This window comes from Streptomyces sp. NBC_01264 (assembly GCF_026340675.1).
In the GTDB taxonomy this organism is placed as follows: Bacteria; Actinomycetota; Actinomycetes; order Streptomycetales; family Streptomycetaceae; genus Streptomyces.
In genome coordinates, this window is record NZ_JAPEOX010000001.1 from 6,004,999 (window position 1) to 6,024,162 (window position 19,164).

Below are 19,164 nucleotides of genomic sequence, written 5' to 3' on the forward strand. Positions count from 1 at the left end.
GTTACATATCGGGGGTGGACTCCGTCTCACCGCTCTACGCGCGTAGGAGCTAGAGTGCCCAGATGACGAGCGAGACCCCCAACCTGCCCACCCCGGATCAGATCCGCCGCTCCCCGAAGGTGCTCCTGCACGACCACCTCGACGGTGGCCTGCGCCCCGGGACCATCATCGAGCTGGCTCGCGAGGTCGGCTACGAGAACCTTCCCGAGTCCGACGCCGACAAGCTCGGCATCTGGTTCCGGGAAGCCGCGGACTCCGGTTCCCTCCCGCGCTACCTGGAGACCTTCGCCCACACCTGCGCGGTCATGCAGACGAAGGTGGCCCTCTTCCGGGTGGCCGCCGAGTGTGCCGAGGACCTCGCCGAGGACGGCGTGGTCTACGCGGAGATCCGCTACGCGCCCGAGCAGCACCTGGAAGCCGGCCTGACCCTCGAAGAGGTCGTCGAGACGGTCAACGAGGGCTTCCGCGAGGGCGAGCGCCGCGCCAAGGCCAACGGTCACCGGATCCGCGTCGGCGCGCTGCTGACCGCGATGCGGCACGCGGCCCGCGCGCTGGAGATCGCGGAACTGGCCAACCGCTACCGCGACAACGGCGTCGTCGGCTTCGACATCGCCGGCGCCGAGGCCGGGTTCCCTCCCACCCGCCACCTCGACGCCTTCGAGTACCTCAAGCGCGAGAACAACCACTTCACCATCCACGCGGGCGAGGCCTTCGGTCTGCCGTCGATCTGGCAGGCCCTGCAGTGGTGCGGCGCCGACCGGCTCGGCCACGGCGTGAAGATCATCGATGACATCGAGGTCGCCGCCGACGGTTCCGTGACGCTGGGTCGCCTGGCCTCGTACGTCCGGGACAAGCGGATCCCGCTGGAGATGTGCCCGACGTCGAACCTGCAGACGGGCGCGGCGGTCTCCTATGCCGAGCACCCGATCGGCCTGCTGCGGAAACTGCACTTCAGGCTGACCGTCAATACCGACAACCGGCTGATGAGCGGTACCAGCATGAGCCGCGAGTTCGAGCACCTGGTCGATACCTTCGGGTACTCGCTCGAGGACATGCAGTGGTTCACCGTCAATGCGATGAAGTCCGCGTTCATTCCTTTCGATGAACGACTGGCCATGATCAACGACGTGATCAAGCCCGGTTATGCGGAGCTGAAGTCGGAATGGCTGTTCCGTCAAACCGCTTCCACCAGCGGTTCCGTCTCGGCCTAGGCCATGGCGTGACGGACTGAAAGCGCCCGGGAGGAGCAATTCCCGGGCGCTTTCTCGTATTTAACGATGTTTGCGGGAGGGGGTTTGAAGTGACTAGTTTGCGGAGCCGCTCATTTCCCCGTCGCAAGGACGATTCTTCATGAAGCAGTCAGCTGCCAAGACCCTCGGTGTTGCCGCTCTCGGCGCCGCCTTTGCCGCCGTCGCCGCCGGTACCGCCTCGGCCGCCGTTCCCGCCGTCGGTCTCGGTGACGCGCTGGGCACCGTCACGGGCGCGGTCCAGGGTGCGACCAGCCAGCAGCACGTGAGCGCCGAAGAGGGGCAGCAGGCCCCCGACGCGGCAGACCCGCTCGCCCCGGTGACCAGCCTGCTCGGCGGTCTGCCGACCAACAACCTCGGCGGCTGATCCACTCCGGATCCCCGGTCGGATCGGTACGCGATTCACACGCGACCCGTACGCGATTCGTACGCACGGCCACGCGGCGCACACCTCTTCGAGCAGGTGTGTGCCGCGTCGCGGCGTGTGCCAGGATCACCGCCAACTGCCCGCCACACACCTGGGTATGAGGTTTCGATCATGCGCATGAAGGCACGAACGGCCACGGCCGTGCTGCTCCCCGCCCTGCTGTCCGTGACGGTGGGCTGCGGGAGCACCAACACCCCCGCCTCCGGCAAGGGACCGGACCCGAAGGGCTCCGCGAGCGCACCCGGGAAGTCCGCGTCGGCGGGCACGTCCGGCGCGGCGGGAGCCGCCGGCTCCTCGGGCACCGGCGGAGCCGGTGAGACGGGCGCCACGGCCGGTACGGGCGGACCCCGGCGCGGTTCCAGCCGGCTGGAGCGCGCCGCCCTGGAACAGGGCGACCTGGCCGGCTACCAGATCTCCGCGAACGGCAAGAACCCGAACGCCCCCGACGGCCAGCCGCAGGCGGACCGCAAGGCCTGCCAGCCGCTCGCCGACATCATGGGGGACAAGCCCGACCCGGCGGCCCGCGAGACCGTCAACCGGGGCGTCGGCTCCCAGAAGCAACTGGGCCTGGCCGTCTCCGCCTCCGTCAGCTCCTACGCGGAGTCCGACGCCAAGGCGCTGATCGCCCGGCTGAAGGACGCCGTGGCCGCCTGCGCGACCGGCTTCACCGCCACCGTCGAGAAGCAGACGGGCACGTACCGCGAGGTGAAGGCGGCCGACTACAAGACCGGCGGCGACGAGAGCGTCAGCTGGACCACGACCGCTGCCGCCGAGGGCGTCACCGCCCAGGTGCACCTGGTCGTCGTACGCCAGGGCGACACCGTCGTGCGCCTCATGGCGCTCAATGTCACGGGCGGCCGTCAGACCCCCCAGGTTCCGCACGAGGTCGCGGACAAGCAGCTCCAGAAAGTCCGCGCCGCGCGCTGAATTCCGAATCTTCCCGCTCCGGCTCTTCCCGCTCCGGCTGTTCCTACCAGCCGGTGGCGGCGGACGTGGCGCTCGACTTCTCGTTCGGCAGGAGCACCCACAGCGCCAGGTAAAGCAGGAACTGCGGGCCGGGCAGCAGGCACGAGACGACGAAGATGATCCGCATCGTGTTCGCGGATATTCCGAAGCGGCGCGCCAGACCGGCACAGACTCCGCCGATCCATCGTCCGTCACGGGGGCGGGCAAGGGCGCTCATGGTCTCTCCTCGGTCGTTGTGCGGTCCGCGGGACGCTTTCCCGCGATGCCTCAATACTCCCGCTGAACAGAGGACAGAACGTCGGTCCAAGGGCCGAGCCCGACCCTGGTAATTCTCGGGGTCGCCCCCTGAGAACGCCTCAGCCGCAATCTCAGGGCCGGGACGACGGCCAGGTGCGCGAGCATCACGCCGAGGGTGTTCAGCAGGACCGAATCCACGTCGACCACCTGCCCCGGCACCGCCATCTGGAACATCTCGATGCCGACCGAGACCAGCGCGCCCGCGGCGGCCGTCCGGGCCAGCGAGGACCACGTGGCCAGCGGTGAAAGCTCCACCCGACCGCTGATCAGCGGCAGCAGCACCCCGAGCGGGGCCAGCAGCGCCAGCCCGCCGCCGATCCGGCGGGCGGCCTCCAGGGGCCCGTAGGAGAGGTCCGCCCTGATCCCCTCCAGCGGGGTCAGATTGGCGGCCGCCGCCCAGGGCACGTCCAGTGGGCGCAGCATCAGCCAGCCGACGAGGAGGAGGTGGGCGACCAGCAGGACCGCGGCGAGGATCCGGATCCACTGCTGTACGACGGCGCTGCCGCTGCCCTTGACACGCTTGCCCTTGAGACGGTGCACGCCAGAGGAGACGCGGGTTGCGATGCCCGCGGTTCCGGGGAAACCGCCGGTCAGCCCGTGGCGAGCAGCACAATCAGGATGAGCGCGCCGACCACGGCGGGCGCGATGATCTCGTACGACCAGGTGACCTTCACGGAGCCCTGGGCGCCGGGGCGCGAGGCGCCGCGCTCTTGCAGTTCCCGCAGCTCTTCCACGTTCTGGTCCGCGGTGGCGCGGAGGACTTCCTGGTCCGGCGTCCCGCCCTGGCCGTTGCCCGCGCCGAGCCGGCCCGCCTGGCGGCGGGTGGCCTTCTTGCGCTCCCGCAGGGAGACCGGGATGGACCACAGCTGGTACGTCGACCCCTCCGCCAGCACCTCGGCGGAGAACCGGGCGCGCACGACGTCGACGGCGGCCCAGGGCAGCTCGATGGTCCGGAAGGGGTTGCGCACGCGCATCCGGTCGGCGCCGGCGAAGACGGCCGGACGGAGCGTGAACGCGACGATGAGCGGGGCCGCGCACAGGGCGATGGCGAGGGCGATCCACGGGACGTTCCCGGAGCCCCGCACCACGGAGTCACCGCAGAGCCACGCGAGCAGCACCAGCAGCACCACCCCGGTGACGGAGGCCATCGGGGAGCGGTAGACCCGGTCGTCGTACGTCGGCTCTTCGGTGGGCTGATCGCTGCTCATGCGGCCGATTGTGCCTCAAGCCGTCTCACCCCACGAGATCGGCATACAAGATGATGTTGTCGGGGCGGTGGCCGTCGGTGATTTCACCGCCGCAGGTGATCACGCGCAGCTCGGGGCGGGCGGTGTTCCCGTAGACCTTGTCGGTGGGGAATCGTTTCTTGTCGACCTGCTCCAGCTCGCGGACACGGAAGACGGCGGTGCTCCCGTCCTTGCGGGAGACGGTGACCTCGTCGCCGACGCGGACCTTGGCGACGTCTTTGAGCACGGCCGGGCCGCGCGCGGTGTCGAAGTGGCCGATCAGCACGGCGGGCCCGGTCTCGCCGGGGGTGACGCCCTTGTCGTACCAGCCGATCCGGTCCCCGTCGGCCACCGAGGGCACCTCGACGGTGCCGTCGGCGGCCAGGCCGAGCGACAGCAGGGGCGAGGCGTCGACCCCGGCCGCGGGGATCCGTACGCGTACGGGCGCGGAGGCGGCCATCGGGGCGGCCGTCGCGGGGGCCGCCGGGGCGGAGGTGGGGGTGACGGCGGGCGGCGCCGAAGCCGAGGCGGCGGCCGGGGCGCCGGGCGCGGCGGACGGCGCGGCGCCGCCGCATCCGGTCAGCGCGGCGGCGAGGAGCACGGCGGCGACCAGCGGGCGGCGGGCGGTGCGGCGGGACATGTGGGGCTCCGGCGGAACGGGCCGCGGCGGGCCACCCGTGGGGTGGCCCGCCGGAGGCGAGCGGGGATCGGAAGGGGTGTGGGTCAGCCCTGGGCGCGGCGGCGCCGCAGCACCGCGCTCGCCCCGAGCGCGCCGAAGGCCGCGACCAGACCGACGCCGGCCGCCACCGTGGCGGTGTCACTCGTCCCCTCGGCCGGGACGACGGCGCCGGCGGCGACCCCGCCCTTGGGGACGACGCTGGTCTGGCCCGCGGGCTTCGGCTTGTTGCCGGCCGGGGTGGACGCGCTCGCGGACGGCTTCGGCTTGGGGGTGACGGGCTTCGTGTCGTTGGTGAACTCGTAGTCCGGCTTGCACCCCTTGGGGAACGCGGGGAACGAGGTCCGGCCCATCGGCATGTCGCCGCCCTGGGTCTTCCACTCGAAGACCGGCGTGGCGCTGCTGGGGTTCACGATCCGGGCGATGATGCCCGCGGACTGGGGCAGCGAGGGCTCCTTGCGGCTCAGGGTGGCCCAGGGGGCGTCGCCGTCCCCGGCGGTGCGGAGCGTGGCCACCGGACCGTACTCCGCGACGCGCAGCTCGGCCATGACGCCCGCACCCATGTCCACCTTCTTGAGTCCCGAGCGGCAGTCGACGCCGGGCTCGCCCTTCGGCAGCGGGAAGGACTTCTCGGTGCCGCCGTCCGTGGCCACGACGAGGAGCGGGGTGGCCGACTCCAGGTGGGTGAGGGCGAAGAGCGTCCCCTGGATCTTCTCCTTGGTGTGCGACCGGTCGAGGGACACCAGCGGCTTCGGCCTGGTCGCGCCGTCCTCCACGACGTGGATCACGGCGCGGGGCCCCTCCTTCACGGTGTTGCTCACGAACGCGATCAGGTTGTCGCCGATGTCGATCTTCTGGACCGGGGACGCGCCCGCCTTCGTCGAAGTGGCCGCAGGCGCCGCCGGGGCCGCGAAGGCGGCGCCCGCGGCCGGCGCGAGCAGTGCGCCGGCGAGCGCGGCGGTGACGATCGAGGTGCGGAGGGCGGTACGCATAACGACTCCTGAGGCGTGGGTGAGGAAAGTGGAGGAGAGTCGCATGCCGCGTTGAGTCTGTTCGGTCTCGTTCACCGGGTCAGGTGTGGCGGGGCTGCTGAGAAAGAACTTACGGATCTTGTGCGTGTGGACGATCTGCTTCCCGTCCTGGCCGCGTAACAGCAAACGGGGGGGTCCGATTCCGAATGAATCGGGGGGAGGGGGTGACAGGTCGCTACGCGCGTAGATATGCTCATGTGGTGACCATGCCCACCACCCTCACCGCATTCGCTGACGTGACGACGTCCGACAGTGCGCTGCGCCGCTTCCTGCACGGGCTGCCCGGCGTCGACGCTGTCGGCCTGGAGGCCCGCGCGGCCTCCCTCGGCACCCGCTCGATCAAGACGACGGCCAAGGCGTACGCCATCGACCTCGCCATCTCGATGATCGACCTGACGACGCTGGAAGGCGCGGATACCCCGGGCAAGGTCCGGGCGCTCTCCGTCAAGGCCGCCAACCCCGATCCGACCGACCGCACCACGCCCATGACGGCCGCCGTCTGCGTGTACCCGGACATGGTGGCCACCGCCAAGGCAGCCCTGAACGGCGCCGACGTCAAGGTCGCCTCCGTCGCCACCGCCTTCCCGGCCGGCCGGGCCGCCCTGCCCGTCAAGCTCGCCGACACGGCCGACGCCGTGGCCGCCGGCGCCGACGAGATCGACATGGTCATCGACCGTGGAGCCTTCCTCGCCGGCCGCTACCTCGACACCTACGAGCTGATCCGCTCCGTCAAGGCGGCCTGCGTCCGCCCCGACGGCAGCGCCGCCCGCCTCAAGGTGATCTTCGAGACCGGCGAGCTGTCCACGTACGACAACATCCGCCGCGCCTCCTGGATCGGCATGATGGCCGGCGCCGACTTCATCAAGACGTCCACCGGCAAGGTCGGCGTCAACGCGACCCCCGCGAACACGCTCCTCATGCTCGAAGCCGTCCGCGACTTCAAGGCGCAGACTGGAATCCAGATCGGCGTGAAGCCGGCCGGCGGCATCCGGACCACCAAGGACGCGATCAAGTTCCTGGTCCTGGTCAACGAGACCGTGGGCGAGGACTGGCTGTCCAACCACTGGTTCCGCTTCGGAGCCTCCAGCCTGCTCAACGACCTGTTGATGCAGCGCCAGAAGCTGAGCACCGGCCGCTACTCCGGTCCCGACTACGTGACGGTGGACTGATCGACATGGCATCGCTTTTCGAGTACGCACCCGCCCCCGAGTCCCGCTCGGTCGTCGACATCGCGCCCTCCTACGGGCTGTTCATCGACGGCGAGTTCACCGACGCGGCGGACGGCAAGGTCTTCAAGACCGTCTCCCCGGCCTCCGAAGAGGTCCTCGCCGAGATCGCGCAGGCCGGTACCGCCGATGTGGACCGCGCCGTGAAGGCCGCCCGCAAGGCCTTCGAGAAGTGGTCCGCGCTGCCCGGCTCCGAGCGCGCCAAGTACCTCTTCCGCATCGCCCGGATCATCCAGGAGCGCAGCCGCGAACTGGCCGTCCTGGAGACCCTCGACAACGGCAAGCCGATCCGGGAGACCCGCGACGCGGACCTCCCGCTCGTCGCCGCGCACTTCTTCTACTACGCGGGCTGGGCCGACAAGCTCGACCACGCGGGCTACGGCGCGAACCCGCGCCCCCTCGGCGTGGCCGGCCAGGTCATCCCGTGGAACTTCCCGCTGATGATGCTCGCGTGGAAGATCGCCCCGGCGCTCGCCACCGGCAACACCGTCGTGCTCAAGCCGGCCCAGACGACCCCGCTGTCCGCGCTCTTCTTCGCGGACATCTGCCGCCAGGCGGGCCTGCCCAAGGGCGTCGTCAACATCCTCCCCGGATTCGGCGACGCGGGCGCGGCCCTCGTCGAGCACCCGGACGTGAACAAGGTCGCCTTCACCGGCTCCACCGCCGTCGGCAAGGCCATCGCGCGCCAGGTCGCCGGCACCTCCAAGAAGCTCACCCTGGAGCTGGGCGGCAAGGGCGCCAACATCGTCTTCGACGACGCCCCCATCGACCAGGCCGTCGAGGGCATCGTCAGCGGCATCTTCTTCAACCAGGGCCAGGTCTGCTGCGCGGGCTCGCGCCTCCTGGTCCAGGAGTCGATCCACGACGAGCTGATCGACTCGCTCAAGCGCCGGCTGACCACGCTGCGCCTGGGCGACCCGCTCGACAAGAACACCGACATCGGCGCGATCAACTCCGCCGAGCAGCTCGCCCGGATCACCGCCCTCGCGGACACCGGCGAGGCGGAGGGCGCCGAGCGCTGGTCGGCGCCGTGCGAACTGCCGAACGCCGGCTACTGGTTCGCCCCGACGCTCTTCACGAACGTCTCCCAGTCGCACACCGTCGCCCGTGACGAGATCTTCGGTCCGGTGCTGTCCGTGCTGACCTTCCGTACGCCCGACGAGGCCGTCGCCAAGGCGAACAACAGCCAGTACGGCCTGTCCGCCGGCATCTGGACGGAGAAGGGCAGCCGCATCCTCGCGGTGGCCAACAAGCTCCGCGCGGGTGTGGTGTGGGCCAACACGTTCAACAAGTTCGACCCGACCTCGCCCTTCGGCGGCTACAAGGAATCGGGCTTCGGGCGCGAAGGCGGCCGTCACGGCCTGGAGGGGTACCTCGATGTCTGAGTCGTCGACGCAGGCGCGTCTGAGCGTCTTCAAGACCTACAAGCTGTACGTCGGGGGCAAGTTCCCCCGCTCCGAGAGCGGCCGGGTGTACGAGGTGACTGACTCGAAGGGCAAGTGGCTGGCCAACGCCCCGCTGTCCTCCCGCAAGGACGCCCGTGACGCGGTCGTCGCCGCACGCAAGGCCTTCGGCGGCTGGTCGGGCGCGACCGCGTACAACCGCGGCCAGATCCTCTACCGCGTCGCCGAGATGCTGGAGGGCCGCCGCGAGCAGTTCGTCCGCGAGGTCGGCGAGGCCGAGGGCCTGTCCAAGACGAAGGCCGCGGCCGTCGTCGACGCGGCGATCGACCGCTGGGTCTGGTACGCGGGCTGGACCGACAAGATCGGCCAGATCGTGGGCGGGGCCAACCCGGTCGCGGGTCCCTTCTTCAACCTCTCCACCCCGGAGCCGACGGGTGTGGTCACGGTCGTGGCCCCGCAGGACTCGTCCTTCCTGGGGCTGGTCTCCGTGATCGCCCCGGTGATCGCCACCGGCAACACGGTCGTCGTCATCGCCTCCGAGAAGGCGCCGCTCCCGGCGCTCTCCCTCGGCGAGGTACTGGCCACCTCCGACCTGCCCGGCGGCGTCGTCAACATCCTGTCCGGCAAGGCCGCCGAGATGGGCCCGCACCTGGCCTCCCACCAGGACGTCAACGCGATCGACCTGGCGGGCGCCGGCGAGGCGCTGGCCAAGGAGCTGGAGATCGCGGCCGCGGACAACCTCAAGCGCGTCCTGCGTCCACAGCCTGTGGACGACTGGAGCGCGGACCCGGGCACGGCGCGCATGACGGCGTTCCTGGAGACCAAGACCGTCTGGCACCCGACCGGGTCGCTGGGCGCGGGCGGGTCTTCCTACTAGAAGCCCTTCCCCCGCATACGGGCCCCGGCAGCGTCCCCCGCGCTGCCGGGGCCTCTTCGTGCCTACGGCTTCGGGAGCACCGGTCCGAGCAGCGAGGAGACCGCCGTGGTGGGCAGCTCGCCGACCGACGGCCCCTGGGTCAGGATCCCCGTGACCATGCCGGTGCCGACGGAGGGGAAATCCGCGACCTTGGTGGCGACGCCGTTGTCGAGGGGGTCCACACCGGTGTGGGCCAGGGGATTCACCTTGAGGTTCGCGATCGGGTTGGAGACGCCCGCCAGGGCCGCCGGAACGTCGAGCTCGCCCGCCTGTGCGCCGCCGACGGCCATCGCCAGGGCCGCGCCGGCCATCGAGAGGGTCAGGCCTGCGGAGCGCAGCGCCTTGGGTTGGGGGGCTTTGGGGGCCGCGTGACGTGCCATGGATTCCCGCCTGTGGGCTCGTGTGGGGACGTAGTCGTGCGCGCACGCAGCGTAGCGATGCGGGCTCGTCCACCGGTACCTCGACTTGGGCGCCATCACTCGTTCGAGGAGATCCCTGGGAGATCGCAGTGAAGGCGACGCATCACGCCGTTACGTTCGCGGCATGAAGGCGCCGACCGAAGTCGAGGAGCCCGGGTACGCTCGGTTCACCTACCGGCTTCGCGTATCGTCGACCGCGCTCGTCAAGCTGTCGGCTGAGTGGGCGCGGTGCCGGTGGGTCTGGAACGAATGCACCGCGCGGTCGAAGAAGAGCCACGCCGAGGGTGAGAAATGCGGTCCGGCCCGGCTGGACAAAATGCTGACCGAGGCCCGCAACCACATCACCTGGTTGGGCGACGGCAGCAGCGTTCCGCAGCAGCAGCTCATCCGGGACTTCGAGAAGTCCCGCGCCATAGCCCTGAAGGACATCAAGGCCGGGTTGCCGATGCGGCAGCGGGCGGGAATGCCCACGTACAAGAAGAAGTACGCGGCCGATCCGAGTCTCAACTACACCCGCCGAGGTTTCCGCATCCGGGACGGCCGTCTCCATCTTGCGGGCGGCATCGCCCTGACCGTGGTGTGGTCCCGGGTTCTTCCGGTGGATCCGTCGTCGGTACGGATCTTCCGCGACAGCCTCGGCCACTGGTACGCGTCCTTCGTCATCCCCGCCGAAGTGCAGCCGCTCCCGGAAACGGGTGCGGTGATCGGGATCGACTGGGGCGTGAAGGAGACCGCGACCACCACCAGTGACGCGCACGACCTCCCCCACGCCGAGTACGGCAAGAAGGCAGCAGCCGGGCTCGCCCGCTATCAGCGGACGATGGCCCGACGGAAGCCGGCGAAGGGCAAGCCCGGGTCGAGGGGCTACCGGGCGGCGAAGAAGCTGACCGCGAAGCTCCACAAGAAGGTGGCCCGGCAGCGGCAGGACACCGGCCGCAAGTGGGCGAAGTCCGTGGTCCGCGATCACGACGCCCTCGCGGTGGAGGACTTCCGGCCGAAGTTCCTCGCCAAGTCGGCCATGGCCCGCAAGGCCGCCGATGCGGCGATCTCCGCCACCAAGCGCGAGCTGATCAATATGGCCCGCAAGCACCAGCACGTTCTGTACCTGGTGCACCCGTCGCACACCACCATGGACTGCGGGCGGCGCGGAGCGAGAGCCAAGCACGCACTGCCGCTGTCGGAACGCACATACGCGTGCACCGCGTGCGGAGCCGTCTCTCCCCGGTACAAGAACTCCGCACACGTGATGCTCGTCCGGGCAGGACTCGACCCGGCTGGCGCTGATCGTGGAAGACCTGCCGGCCCGCCGGGCCGCCAGGCTGCGTGAGCCAGGATTCCCCGTCTTTTGTCTTTGGGAGGGGGAGGAGTCAAACTGTTGTTCCGTGAGCTGTTCCTCTCCTTTGCCTACGCGTGTCGTCCTGCTGACCGGGCCCTCGGGCTCCGGCAAGTCCTCGTTGGCGGCCCGTTCCGGGTTGCCCGTGCTGCGCCTGGACGACTTCTACAAGGACGGCGACGACCTCACCCTCCCGCGGGTCGAGGGCAGCGCCGACATCGACTGGGACTCCCCGCTGTCCTGGGACGCGGAGGCGGCCGTGGCCGCGATCGCCGAGCTGTGCGCGGCCGGGCGGACCGAGGTTCCGGTCTACGACATCGCCACCTCCTCGCGGACCGGCACCGAGGCGCTGGACATCTCCCGCACCCCGCTGTTCATCGCCGAGGGGATCTTCGCGGCGGACATCGCGGTGCGGTGCCAGGAGCTGGGGCTGCTGGCGGACGCGATCTGCCTGCGCGGGCGGCCCAGCACCACCTTCCGGCGGCGCCTGGCCCGTGACCTGCGCGAGGGCCGCAAGTCGGTGCCGATGCTCCTGCGACGCGGCTGGCGGCTGATGCGGGCCGAGCGGGGCATCGTGGCCCGGCACACCGCGCTGGGGGCTCACGCCTGCGGCCGCGACGAGGCGCTCGGCCGCCTGGCCGCCGCCGCTGCGGGGCGTCACCGGGCCGCGATCCCGGCGTAGCGGCAACGTGAAAAGGCGGGACCCCGCGGACCCCCGGCCGCGTGATCCCGCCTTTTTCCCCCGTGGCCCCCGTCCCACCCCCGCAGGACGGGCCCCCTGGCCCGATGGTCTTTGTGTACCGGCCGCCGTTACGCGACCAGGTCCTCGAAGGACTCCGCCTCGTCGCGGCCGAAGCTCAGCGCCTCGTCCTCGCGCATGCGGCGCAGGGAGCGCCAGATGCTCGACTTCACCGTGCCGACGCTGATGCCGAGGATCTCCGCGATCTCCGGGTCCGTTCGGCCCTCGTAGTACCGGAGCACCAGCATCGTGCGCTGCGGCTCCGGGATGCGGGTGAGCGCCTGCCACAGCACGGCGCGCAGCTCCGTACCGCCCATGGCGTCCGTGTCCGAGGCCGTCTCCGGCAGCTCTTCCGTCGGGTACTCGTTGAGCTTGCGCCGGCGCCAGGCGCTGATGTGCAGGTTCGTCATCGTGCGGCGCAGGTACCCGCCGACGGCGGCCTTGTCGCTGATGCGGTCCCAGGCGCGGTACGTGGAGAACAGCGCGGTCTGCAGCAGGTCCTCGGCCTCGTAGCGGTCGCCGGTCAGGTGGAAGGCCGTCGCGTAGAGGGCGGCCCGCCGCTCCTGGACGTACGCCGTGAACTCGGCTTCGTTGGAGGAGTCCGGGACGTCCGCGGAGCCCGGCGTGCGCTGGGCGGGGACGGAGGGGCGCTCGTAGGTCTTCGCGTCGATGGCCACCACGTGCGCCGGCCGCCGGGAAGGGGCCGTCGCCGTACGGATTGCCGTGCGGCGGTTCACATCGTGCAGCCGCGTGACAATCGCGCTGGTGTTGAGGCTGTGCAGCGTGTTCATCTCGCGCCCCCCGTCGTGGAGTCTGTCTGGTCCGTTGCCTAGAAGACTGCCCGGCCGACATAACCGGGGTGTCCTTCGACTGTCACAGGCCTGTCACAGGGTCCGGGTGGGGCGGGGTCGGGGCCGCGGCGGGATTGGAGGCCCCCGGAGGTCGAAGTCCCGCGGGGCGATGGGACAGAATGAGCGCGTGCCTTTCCTGTTGCTCATCGAGGACGACGACGCCATCCGCACGGCCCTCGAACTCTCCCTGTCACGCCAGGGCCACCGTGTGGCCACCGCGGCGACGGGCGAGGACGGCCTCAAACTGCTGCGCGAGCAGCGGCCCGACCTGATCGTGCTCGACGTCATGCTGCCCGGCATCGACGGCTTCGAGGTGTGCCGGCGCATCCGCCGCACCGACCAGCTGCCGATCATCCTGCTCACCGCGCGCAACGACGACATCGACGTGGTCGTCGGCCTGGAGTCGGGAGCCGACGACTACGTCGTCAAGCCCGTGCAGGGGCGGGTGCTCGACGCCCGCATCCGGGCGGTGCTGCGCCGCGGCGAGCGCGAGTCCACCGACACCGCGGTCTTCGGCCCGCTGGTCATCGACCGCTCCGCCATGACGGTGACCAAGAACGGCGAGGACCTCCAGCTCACCCCGACCGAGCTGCGGCTGCTCCTGGAGCTCAGCCGCCGTCCCGGCCAGGCGCTCTCGCGCCAGCAACTGCTGCGGCTGGTGTGGGAGCACGACTACCTCGGTGACTCGCGCCTCGTCGACGCCTGCGTGCAGCGGCTGCGCGCCAAGGTCGAGGAAGTGCCCTCGTCGCCGACCCTGATCCGTACCGTGCGGGGCGTCGGCTACCGGCTGGACTCCCCGCAGTGATCCGAGCCCTGTTCGCGGGCCGGCGCTGGACCAGCCTGCGGCTGCGGCTCCTCGTCGTGTTCGCACTGGTCGCGCTGACGGCCGCCGTCTCCGCGTCCGGGATCGCTTACTGGCTCAACCGCGAGGCCGTCCTGACCCGGACCCAGGACGCCGCCCTCGGCGACTTCCGGCAGGAGATGCAGAACCGGGCCGCGGCCCTGCCCGCCGACCCGACGCAGGAGGAGCTGCAGCACACCGCCGAGATGATGGCGGGCAGCAGCCCCGGCTACAGCGTGCTGCTGGTCGACGAGAAGAACGGCCGCAAGGTGTCCGGTACGGCCGGTCCCGACGCCTTCTCGCTGGCCGACGTACCGAAGTCGCTCCAGCACGCCGTGGACGACCGGCAGAAGACCACCTCGGCCAACGACGCCGCGTACCACGTGTACTGGCAGCGCACGAAGCCGAACGGGAACCCGTACCTGGTCGGCGGCACCCGGATCGTGGGCGGCGGCCCGACCGGCTACATGTACAAGTCCCTCGCCCAGGAGCGCGACGACCTCAACGCCCTGGCCTGGTCGCTGACCATCGCCACCGGGCTCGCACTGCTCGGGTCGGCGCTGCTCGCGCAGGCCGCCGCCCGTACGGTGCTGCGGCCCGTGCAGCGGCTCGGCGACGCGGCGCGGCGGCTCGGCGAAGGGGAGCTGGACCACCGGCTGGAGGTGTCGGGGACGGACGAACTCGCCGACCTGGCCCACACCTTCAACAAGACGGCGGAGGCGCTGGAGAAGAAGGTCGCCGACATGAGCGCGCGGGAGGAGTCCAGCCGGCGGTTCGTCGCGGACATGTCCCACGAACTGCGCACGCCGCTGACGGCGCTGACGGCGGTCGCCGAGGTGCTGGAAGACGAGGTCGAGTTCCTCGATCCGATGATCGCACCGGCGGTGGGCCTGGTCGTGAGCGAGACCAGGCGGCTGAACGACCTCGTGGAGAACCTCATGGAGGTCACCCGCTTCGACGCGGGCACGGCGCGCCTCGTGCTGGACGACGTGGACGTCGCCGACCAGGTGACGGCGTGCATCGACACACGGGCGTGGCTCGACGCGGTCGAAATCGACGCGGAGCGCGGGATCGTGGCGCGGCTCGACCCGCGGCGGCTCGACGTGATCCTCGCCAATCTGATCGGCAACGCGCTCAAGCACGGCGGATCGCCGGTGCGGGTCTCCATCCGGGTGGAGGGGGACTGGCTGGTGATCGCCGTACGGGACAACGGGCCGGGCATCCCCGAGGCCGTACTGCCGCACGTCTTCGACCGGTTCTACAAGGCGAGCGCGTCGCGGCCGAAGTCGGACGGCAGCGGGCTCGGCCTGTCCATCGCGATGGAGAACGCGCACATCCACGGCGGCGACATCACCGCGGAGAACGGGGCGCAGGGCGGTGCGCTGTTCACGCTGCGGCTGCCGGTGGACGTGGGGAAGGTGATCGCCGGTGGTGGCGACGACGAGGCGTAGGGCGGCGGAGCGCGGGACGCCGGGGAGCGGGACCGTGCTGCGCGGGAGCGCGAGGCGCGGTGTGGTGCTCGGCGCGACGCTCGGTACGACGGCCGTCGTGGTGGCCCTGGGCCTGTTGTCCCTGGGCGTCCTGACGGGCTGCGGGATCCGGGCGACCACCGTGCCGGTGGACGTGGGACCGGCGCCCTCGCGGGTCTCCTGCAAGACCCCGGCGGGTACCGCGTCGTCGGGAACGGGCGGAGTGCAGGGCGTCCGGGCCACGGTGGAACTTGTCTGCGGGGCGCAGCTGGTGGGCGTCCAGCGGGTGGTGCCGCTGCCGGAGAAGCAGCCCGCGCGGGACGTGGCGGTGCTCGTCACCCAGGCCCTGCTGGAGATGCTCCAGCGGGAGCCGTCGGCGGAGGAGCGGGAGGCCGGCTTCACGACCGAGGTACCGGCGACGCTGACGGCCTCGGCGCCGCGGGCGGGCGATCCTGCGGGCACGGTGCGGCTGAGCCGCAAGCCCGAGGACCTGCCCCCGGTGGCGCTGTCGCAGCTGGTGTGCACGCTCGCGGAGACCGACGTGCTGTCGGCGGGGCCGGGCCCGGTGGTCCTGGGCGGTCCCGACGCGGATCCGCCGAGGGCCTGGGAGTGCACGGACGCCGTCCGCTCCCGCCCGGAGTCGGTCGCGACCCTGGGCGACGTGGTCCGGCCGACGCCCACTCCGGCGCCCTCGGCTTCCTGACCCGGTACGACGAAGGCCCCCCGAGCAGCGGCTCGGGGGGCCTTGGTACTGCCCGGTGCGTCGCCGGACGGAGTCCGGCGCAGCGGCGCGACGCCCGCGCAGCGGTGCGAGCGGCGCGTGAAGGATCAGATGCCGGCCGCCGCCGCGAGGTCCTTCTTGATCGCGTCCAGGACCTCCTGGCCGCGGGCGCGGGCCGGGAGCAGGTCCGAGGCCTCCGCCACCGGGACCACGACCTCCAGGTAGCACTTCAGCTTGGGCTCCGTGCCGGACGGGCGGACGATCACCCGGGCCTTGTAGTCGCCCTCCAGGTAGTAGCGCAGCCCGTCCGTGGGCGGGAGCGTCGCCGTGCCCTCGTTCAGGTCCTCCGCCGAGGTGACCCGCAGGCCCGCCAGCGAGACCGGGGGCTCCGCGCGCAGCGCCGCCATCGCCGAGGCGATGACCGACAGGTCCTCCACGCGGAACGACAGCTGGTCGGTGGCGTGCAGGCCGTGCTCCATCGCCAGGTCGTCCAGCAGGTCGGTCAGGGTCCGGCCCTGCTCCTTGAGCTCCGAGGCCAGCTCCGCGACGAGCAGGGCGGCCGTGACGCCGTCCTTGTCGCGGACGCCCTCGGGGTCCACGCAGTAGCCGAGCGCCTCCTCGTACCCGTAGCGCAGGCCCTCGACGCGGGAGATCCACTTGAAGCCCGTCAGGGTCTCCTCGTAGCCGACGCCCGCGGCCTCCGCGATCCGTCCCAGGAGGGAGGAGGAGACGATGGACTCGGCGAAGACGCCCCGCGCCCCCTTGTGCACGAGGTGGGCGGCGAGCAGCGCGCCGACCTCGTCGCCGCGCAGCATCCGCCAGCCGGAGGCCGCGGAGGTGTCCGGGACGGCCACCGCGCAGCGGTCGGCGTCCGGGTCGTTGGCGATCACGATGTCGGGGTCGACGCGGGCGGCCGTCGCGAAGGACAGATCCATCGCGCCCGGCTCCTCCGGGTTGGGGAAGGCCACCGTCGGGAAGGCCGGGTCCGGCTCCGCCTGCTCGGCCACCAGGACCGGGGCCGGGAAGCCGGCGCGGGCGAAGGCGGCCAGGACCACGTCCTTGCCGACGCCGTGCATGGCCGTGTAGACGGTCCGCACGCCCCGGGGGGACCCGGGGGTCAGGACGGCGTCGGTGCGGGCCAGGTAGGCCTCCAGGACCTCGTCGCCGAGGTCCTGCCAGCCGTCCTCGGCCCGCGGTACGTCGGCCAGCGCGGCGATCGCGTCGATCTGCGCGGCGATCTCCGCGTCGGCCGGGGAGACGATCTGTGAACCGTCGCCGAGGTAGACCTTGTAGCCGTTGTCCCGGGGCGGGTTGTGGCTCGCGGTCACCTCGACGCCGGCGACGGCGCCCAGGTGCCTTATGGCGTACGCGAGGACGGGCGTCGGCAGCGGACGGGGCAGGACGGCGGCGCGCAGCCCGGCGCCGGTCATCACCGCGGCCGTGTCGCGGGCGAAGTCGGCCGACTTGTAGCGGGCGTCGTAGCCGACGACGACCAGGCCGCCGGCGTGGCCCTGGGCCTTGAGGTAGGCGGCGAGGCCCGCCGCGGCGCGGATGACCACGTTGCGGTTCATCCGCATCGGGCCCGCGCCCAGCTCGCCGCGGAGTCCGGCGGTGCCGAACTGCAGCATGCCGGAGAAGCGGTCCGCCAGCTCGGCCGCGACCTTGGCGTCCGCCGACGCTTCGATGAGCTTCGCGAGCTCGTCGGCCGTCTCCGGGTCCGGGTCCTCGGCCAGCCAGGCCTGCGCCCGTGCGATCAGATCGTCCTGCACGTCCTGCACTACCTCTCGTCGGTCGGTCGGGTCGCTCGTTCAGATCCCGGCGAGGACCTGGGTCAGCAGCTTGCCCATGCGCGAGGCCGAGTCGCGGCCGGCCTGGAGCACCTCTTCGTGGTTCAGCGGCTCGCCGGAGAGGCCCGCCGCGAGGTTGGTGACCAGCGAGATGCCGAGCACCTCGGCGCCGGCCTCACGGGCGGCGATGGCCTCGAGCACGGTGGACATGCCGACCAGGTCGGCGCCCATGACGCGGATCATGTTGATCTCGGCCGGGGTCTCGTAGTGCGGGCCGGGGAACTGCACGTAGACGCCCTCTTCGAGGGTCTCGTCGATCTCCTTGCACATCGCGCGCAGGCGCGGCGAGTACAGGTCGGTGAGGTCCACGAAGTTCGCGCCGACGATCGGCGAGGTGGCCGTGAGGTTCAGGTGGTCGCTGATCAGGACCGGCTGGCCGGGCTTCATGCCCTCGCGCAGGCCACCGCAGCCGTTGGTCAGGACGATGGTCTTGCAGCCGGCGGCGACGGCCGTGCGCACGCCGTGGGCGACGGCGGCGACGCCGCGGCCCTCGTAGTAGTGGGTCCGGCCGAGGAAGAGCAGCGCGCGCTTGTCGCCGATCTTGTACGAGCGGATCTTGCCGCCGTGGCCCTCGACGGCGGGGGGCGGGAAGCCGGGCAGCTCGGTGACCGGGAACTCGGCCTCGGGCGCGCCGAGCGCCTCCGCGGCGGGGGCCCAGCCGGAGCCCATCACGAGGGCGACGTCGTGGGTCTCGGCGCCGGTCAGTTCGCGCAGGCGGGCGGCGGCGGCGTCGGCGGCGGCGAAGGGGTCGGTAACAGATGCGTTCACGCGGAAGAGCGTAGCCGCTCTCGGCCTACGCGCGTAGATGGCACCGCTCACGGTATTCGGATCGTTGCTTTGTCGTTTCCGACCAATTGTCCCGGGCGCCGTGCGCGAGGTGCGCGGGCACCGGCTCAGCAGGGGCGCTTGCGCAGTTCCATCACGTAGTCGTGCGGGGCGCCCGCGGATTCGGCGGCGTCGGCGAGTTCGCCCAGGTAGCGGGCCGAGGGCAGGCCGCCCTCGTAGCCGTTGAGCACGTACACCCAGGCCGCCTCCTCGCCGTCCAGCGTGTGCACGCGCACCCGCATGCGGCGGTAGATGTCGAGCCCGACGCCCTCCCACCGGTCCATGGAGTCCTCGTCGAGCGGGGCCACGTCGTACAGCGCGACGAAGACCTGGTGGCGCGGCGCTTCGACGATCGTCGCCAGCGCGCCCTCCCAGCCCATCTGCTCGCCGCCGAAGGTCAGCCGCCAGTCATTGATCCAGCCCGTTCCGCGCAGCGGCGAATGCGGAGCGCGGCGCGTCATCAGCCGCGGGTCGAGGTTGCCGGCGTACGCGGCGTAGAGCGACATGAGACCGAGGGTACGGGAGGGGCGGCCCGGACAGCGCTCCCGGCAGCGTGGGGGGCCGACGTCCCGGATGGTGGGACCGGGCGTGAAGCACCTTGATGCGTGCGGGACAATGACGTACGGAATGCATCCCCCGGGGAGACCCCCCGGAAGCCCCGGCCGGGGCGGCAGCCGGCCGGGTAGACGTGAGGCGGAGTTTTC

21 protein-coding genes are annotated in these 19,164 nt (G+C 71.4%); 11 read left to right on the plus strand and 10 right to left on the minus strand.

Annotated elements, in window-relative coordinates; genetic code table 11:
• Nucleotides 1-62: 62 nt before the first annotated feature.
• The 3 genes from OG435_RS28210 (at nt 63) to OG435_RS28220 (ending at nt 2,601) form a co-directional block, all read left to right on the plus strand.
• On the plus strand, nt 63-1,211 hold the full coding sequence (locus OG435_RS28210; protein ID WP_266880742.1) for an adenosine deaminase: 1,149 nt from the start codon (nt 63-65) through the stop codon (nt 1,209-1,211).
• A 139-nt stretch (nt 1,212-1,350) separates the two neighbouring features.
• Nucleotides 1,351-1,614, plus strand: coding sequence for a hypothetical protein (locus OG435_RS28215; protein ID WP_266880743.1), 264 nt, complete (start codon nt 1,351-1,353; stop codon nt 1,612-1,614).
• 177 nt (nt 1,615-1,791) lie between these two features.
• Nucleotides 1,792-2,601: a hypothetical protein gene (locus OG435_RS28220; protein ID WP_266880744.1), complete on the plus strand. Its 810-nt coding sequence runs from the start codon at nt 1,792-1,794 to the stop codon at nt 2,599-2,601.
• Between the two features lie 43 nt (nt 2,602-2,644).
• On the opposite strand, the gene OG435_RS28225 is transcribed toward OG435_RS28220, so the two are convergent.
• The 5 genes from OG435_RS28225 to OG435_RS28245 all read right to left on the minus strand — a co-directional run bounded on the left by OG435_RS28225 (nt 2,645) and on the right by OG435_RS28245 (nt 5,831).
• Entirely contained in the window at nt 2,645-2,857 is a 213-nt protein-coding gene (locus tag OG435_RS28225; RefSeq protein ID WP_266880745.1) for a PspC domain-containing protein, read from the minus strand.
• 50 nt (nt 2,858-2,907) lie between these two features.
• A complete protein-coding gene (locus OG435_RS28230; protein ID WP_266882143.1) occupies nt 2,908-3,411 on the minus strand; it encodes a VanZ family protein in 504 nt (167 codons plus the stop codon).
• Between the two features lie 116 nt (nt 3,412-3,527).
• A complete protein-coding gene (locus OG435_RS28235) occupies nt 3,528-4,145 on the minus strand; it encodes a PH domain-containing protein (RefSeq protein ID WP_266880746.1) in 618 nt (205 codons plus the stop codon).
• Nucleotides 4,146-4,170: 25 nt separating this feature from the next.
• Complete coding sequence (locus tag OG435_RS28240) at nt 4,171-4,803, minus strand: class F sortase (RefSeq protein ID WP_266880747.1); 633 nt, start codon at nt 4,801-4,803, stop codon at nt 4,171-4,173.
• Between the two features lie 83 nt (nt 4,804-4,886).
• A complete protein-coding gene (locus OG435_RS28245) occupies nt 4,887-5,831 on the minus strand; it encodes a hypothetical protein (protein WP_266880748.1) in 945 nt (314 codons plus the stop codon).
• 245 nt (nt 5,832-6,076) lie between these two features.
• Between OG435_RS28245 and deoC the strand changes: the two genes are divergently transcribed.
• Genes deoC through OG435_RS28260 form a run of 3 tightly spaced genes read left to right on the plus strand, consistent with a single transcriptional unit; the run spans nt 6,077 to nt 9,376 of the window.
• Complete coding sequence (deoC, locus tag OG435_RS28250; protein WP_266882145.1) at nt 6,077-7,039, plus strand: deoxyribose-phosphate aldolase; 963 nt, start codon at nt 6,077-6,079, stop codon at nt 7,037-7,039.
• 5 nt (nt 7,040-7,044) lie between these two features.
• The gene (locus OG435_RS28255) at nt 7,045-8,481 is read left to right on the plus strand and encodes an aldehyde dehydrogenase family protein (RefSeq protein WP_266880749.1); all 1,437 of its coding nucleotides are present in this window, start codon (nt 7,045-7,047) and stop codon (nt 8,479-8,481) included.
• Nucleotides 8,474-9,376, plus strand: coding sequence for an aldehyde dehydrogenase family protein (locus OG435_RS28260; RefSeq protein WP_266880750.1), 903 nt, complete (start codon nt 8,474-8,476; stop codon nt 9,374-9,376). Before OG435_RS28255 ends, OG435_RS28260 begins: the two co-directional genes overlap by 8 nt.
• Nucleotides 9,377-9,438: 62 nt before the next feature.
• Here the strand turns inward: OG435_RS28260 and OG435_RS28265 are convergent, their stop codons facing one another.
• Nucleotides 9,439-9,795 carry a hypothetical protein gene (locus OG435_RS28265; RefSeq protein WP_266880751.1) on the minus strand — a complete coding sequence of 119 codons (357 nt, stop codon included), beginning with the start codon at nt 9,793-9,795 and terminating at the stop codon, nt 9,439-9,441.
• Nucleotides 9,796-9,958: 163 nt separating this feature from the next.
• Between OG435_RS28265 and OG435_RS28270 the strand changes: the two genes are divergently transcribed.
• Complete coding sequence (locus tag OG435_RS28270; protein WP_266880752.1) at nt 9,959-11,161, plus strand: RNA-guided endonuclease InsQ/TnpB family protein; 1,203 nt, start codon at nt 9,959-9,961, stop codon at nt 11,159-11,161.
• 55 nt (nt 11,162-11,216) lie between these two features.
• On the plus strand, nt 11,217-11,849 hold the full coding sequence (locus tag OG435_RS28275) for a uridine kinase family protein (protein ID WP_266880753.1): 633 nt from the start codon (nt 11,217-11,219) through the stop codon (nt 11,847-11,849).
• Between the two features lie 128 nt (nt 11,850-11,977).
• On the opposite strand, the gene OG435_RS28280 is transcribed toward OG435_RS28275, so the two are convergent.
• Nucleotides 11,978-12,697 carry a SigE family RNA polymerase sigma factor gene (locus tag OG435_RS28280; protein ID WP_266880754.1) on the minus strand — a complete coding sequence of 240 codons (720 nt, stop codon included), beginning with the start codon at nt 12,695-12,697 and terminating at the stop codon, nt 11,978-11,980.
• Between the two features lie 187 nt (nt 12,698-12,884).
• On the opposite strand from OG435_RS28280, the gene afsQ1 reads away from it, so the two are divergent.
• Genes afsQ1 through OG435_RS28295 form a run of 3 tightly spaced genes read left to right on the plus strand, consistent with a single transcriptional unit; the run spans nt 12,885 to nt 15,770 of the window.
• Nucleotides 12,885-13,562, plus strand: coding sequence for a two-component system response regulator AfsQ1 (afsQ1, locus tag OG435_RS28285; protein ID WP_254382550.1), 678 nt, complete (start codon nt 12,885-12,887; stop codon nt 13,560-13,562).
• Nucleotides 13,559-15,049 (plus strand): sensor histidine kinase, encoded by a 1,491-nt coding sequence (locus tag OG435_RS28290; RefSeq protein ID WP_266880755.1) that lies wholly within the window; start codon nt 13,559-13,561, stop codon nt 15,047-15,049. Before afsQ1 ends, OG435_RS28290 begins: the two co-directional genes overlap by 4 nt.
• Entirely contained in the window at nt 15,027-15,770 is a 744-nt protein-coding gene (locus tag OG435_RS28295) for a hypothetical protein (protein WP_266880756.1), read from the plus strand. Before OG435_RS28290 ends, OG435_RS28295 begins: the two co-directional genes overlap by 23 nt.
• A 125-nt stretch (nt 15,771-15,895) precedes the next feature.
• Here OG435_RS28295 and OG435_RS28300 read toward each other — a convergent pair whose 3' ends face one another.
• The 3 genes from OG435_RS28300 to OG435_RS28310 all read right to left on the minus strand — a co-directional run bounded on the left by OG435_RS28300 (nt 15,896) and on the right by OG435_RS28310 (nt 18,966).
• On the minus strand, nt 15,896-17,557 hold the full coding sequence (locus OG435_RS28300; RefSeq protein ID WP_266880757.1) for a phospho-sugar mutase: 1,662 nt from the start codon (nt 17,555-17,557) through the stop codon (nt 15,896-15,898).
• Between the two features lie 39 nt (nt 17,558-17,596).
• The gene (locus OG435_RS28305; RefSeq protein WP_266880758.1) at nt 17,597-18,403 is read right to left on the minus strand and encodes a purine-nucleoside phosphorylase; all 807 of its coding nucleotides are present in this window, start codon (nt 18,401-18,403) and stop codon (nt 17,597-17,599) included.
• A 125-nt stretch (nt 18,404-18,528) separates the two neighbouring features.
• On the minus strand, nt 18,529-18,966 hold the full coding sequence (locus OG435_RS28310) for a gamma-glutamylcyclotransferase (protein WP_112449900.1): 438 nt from the start codon (nt 18,964-18,966) through the stop codon (nt 18,529-18,531).
• Nucleotides 18,967-19,164 lie beyond the last annotated feature (198 nt).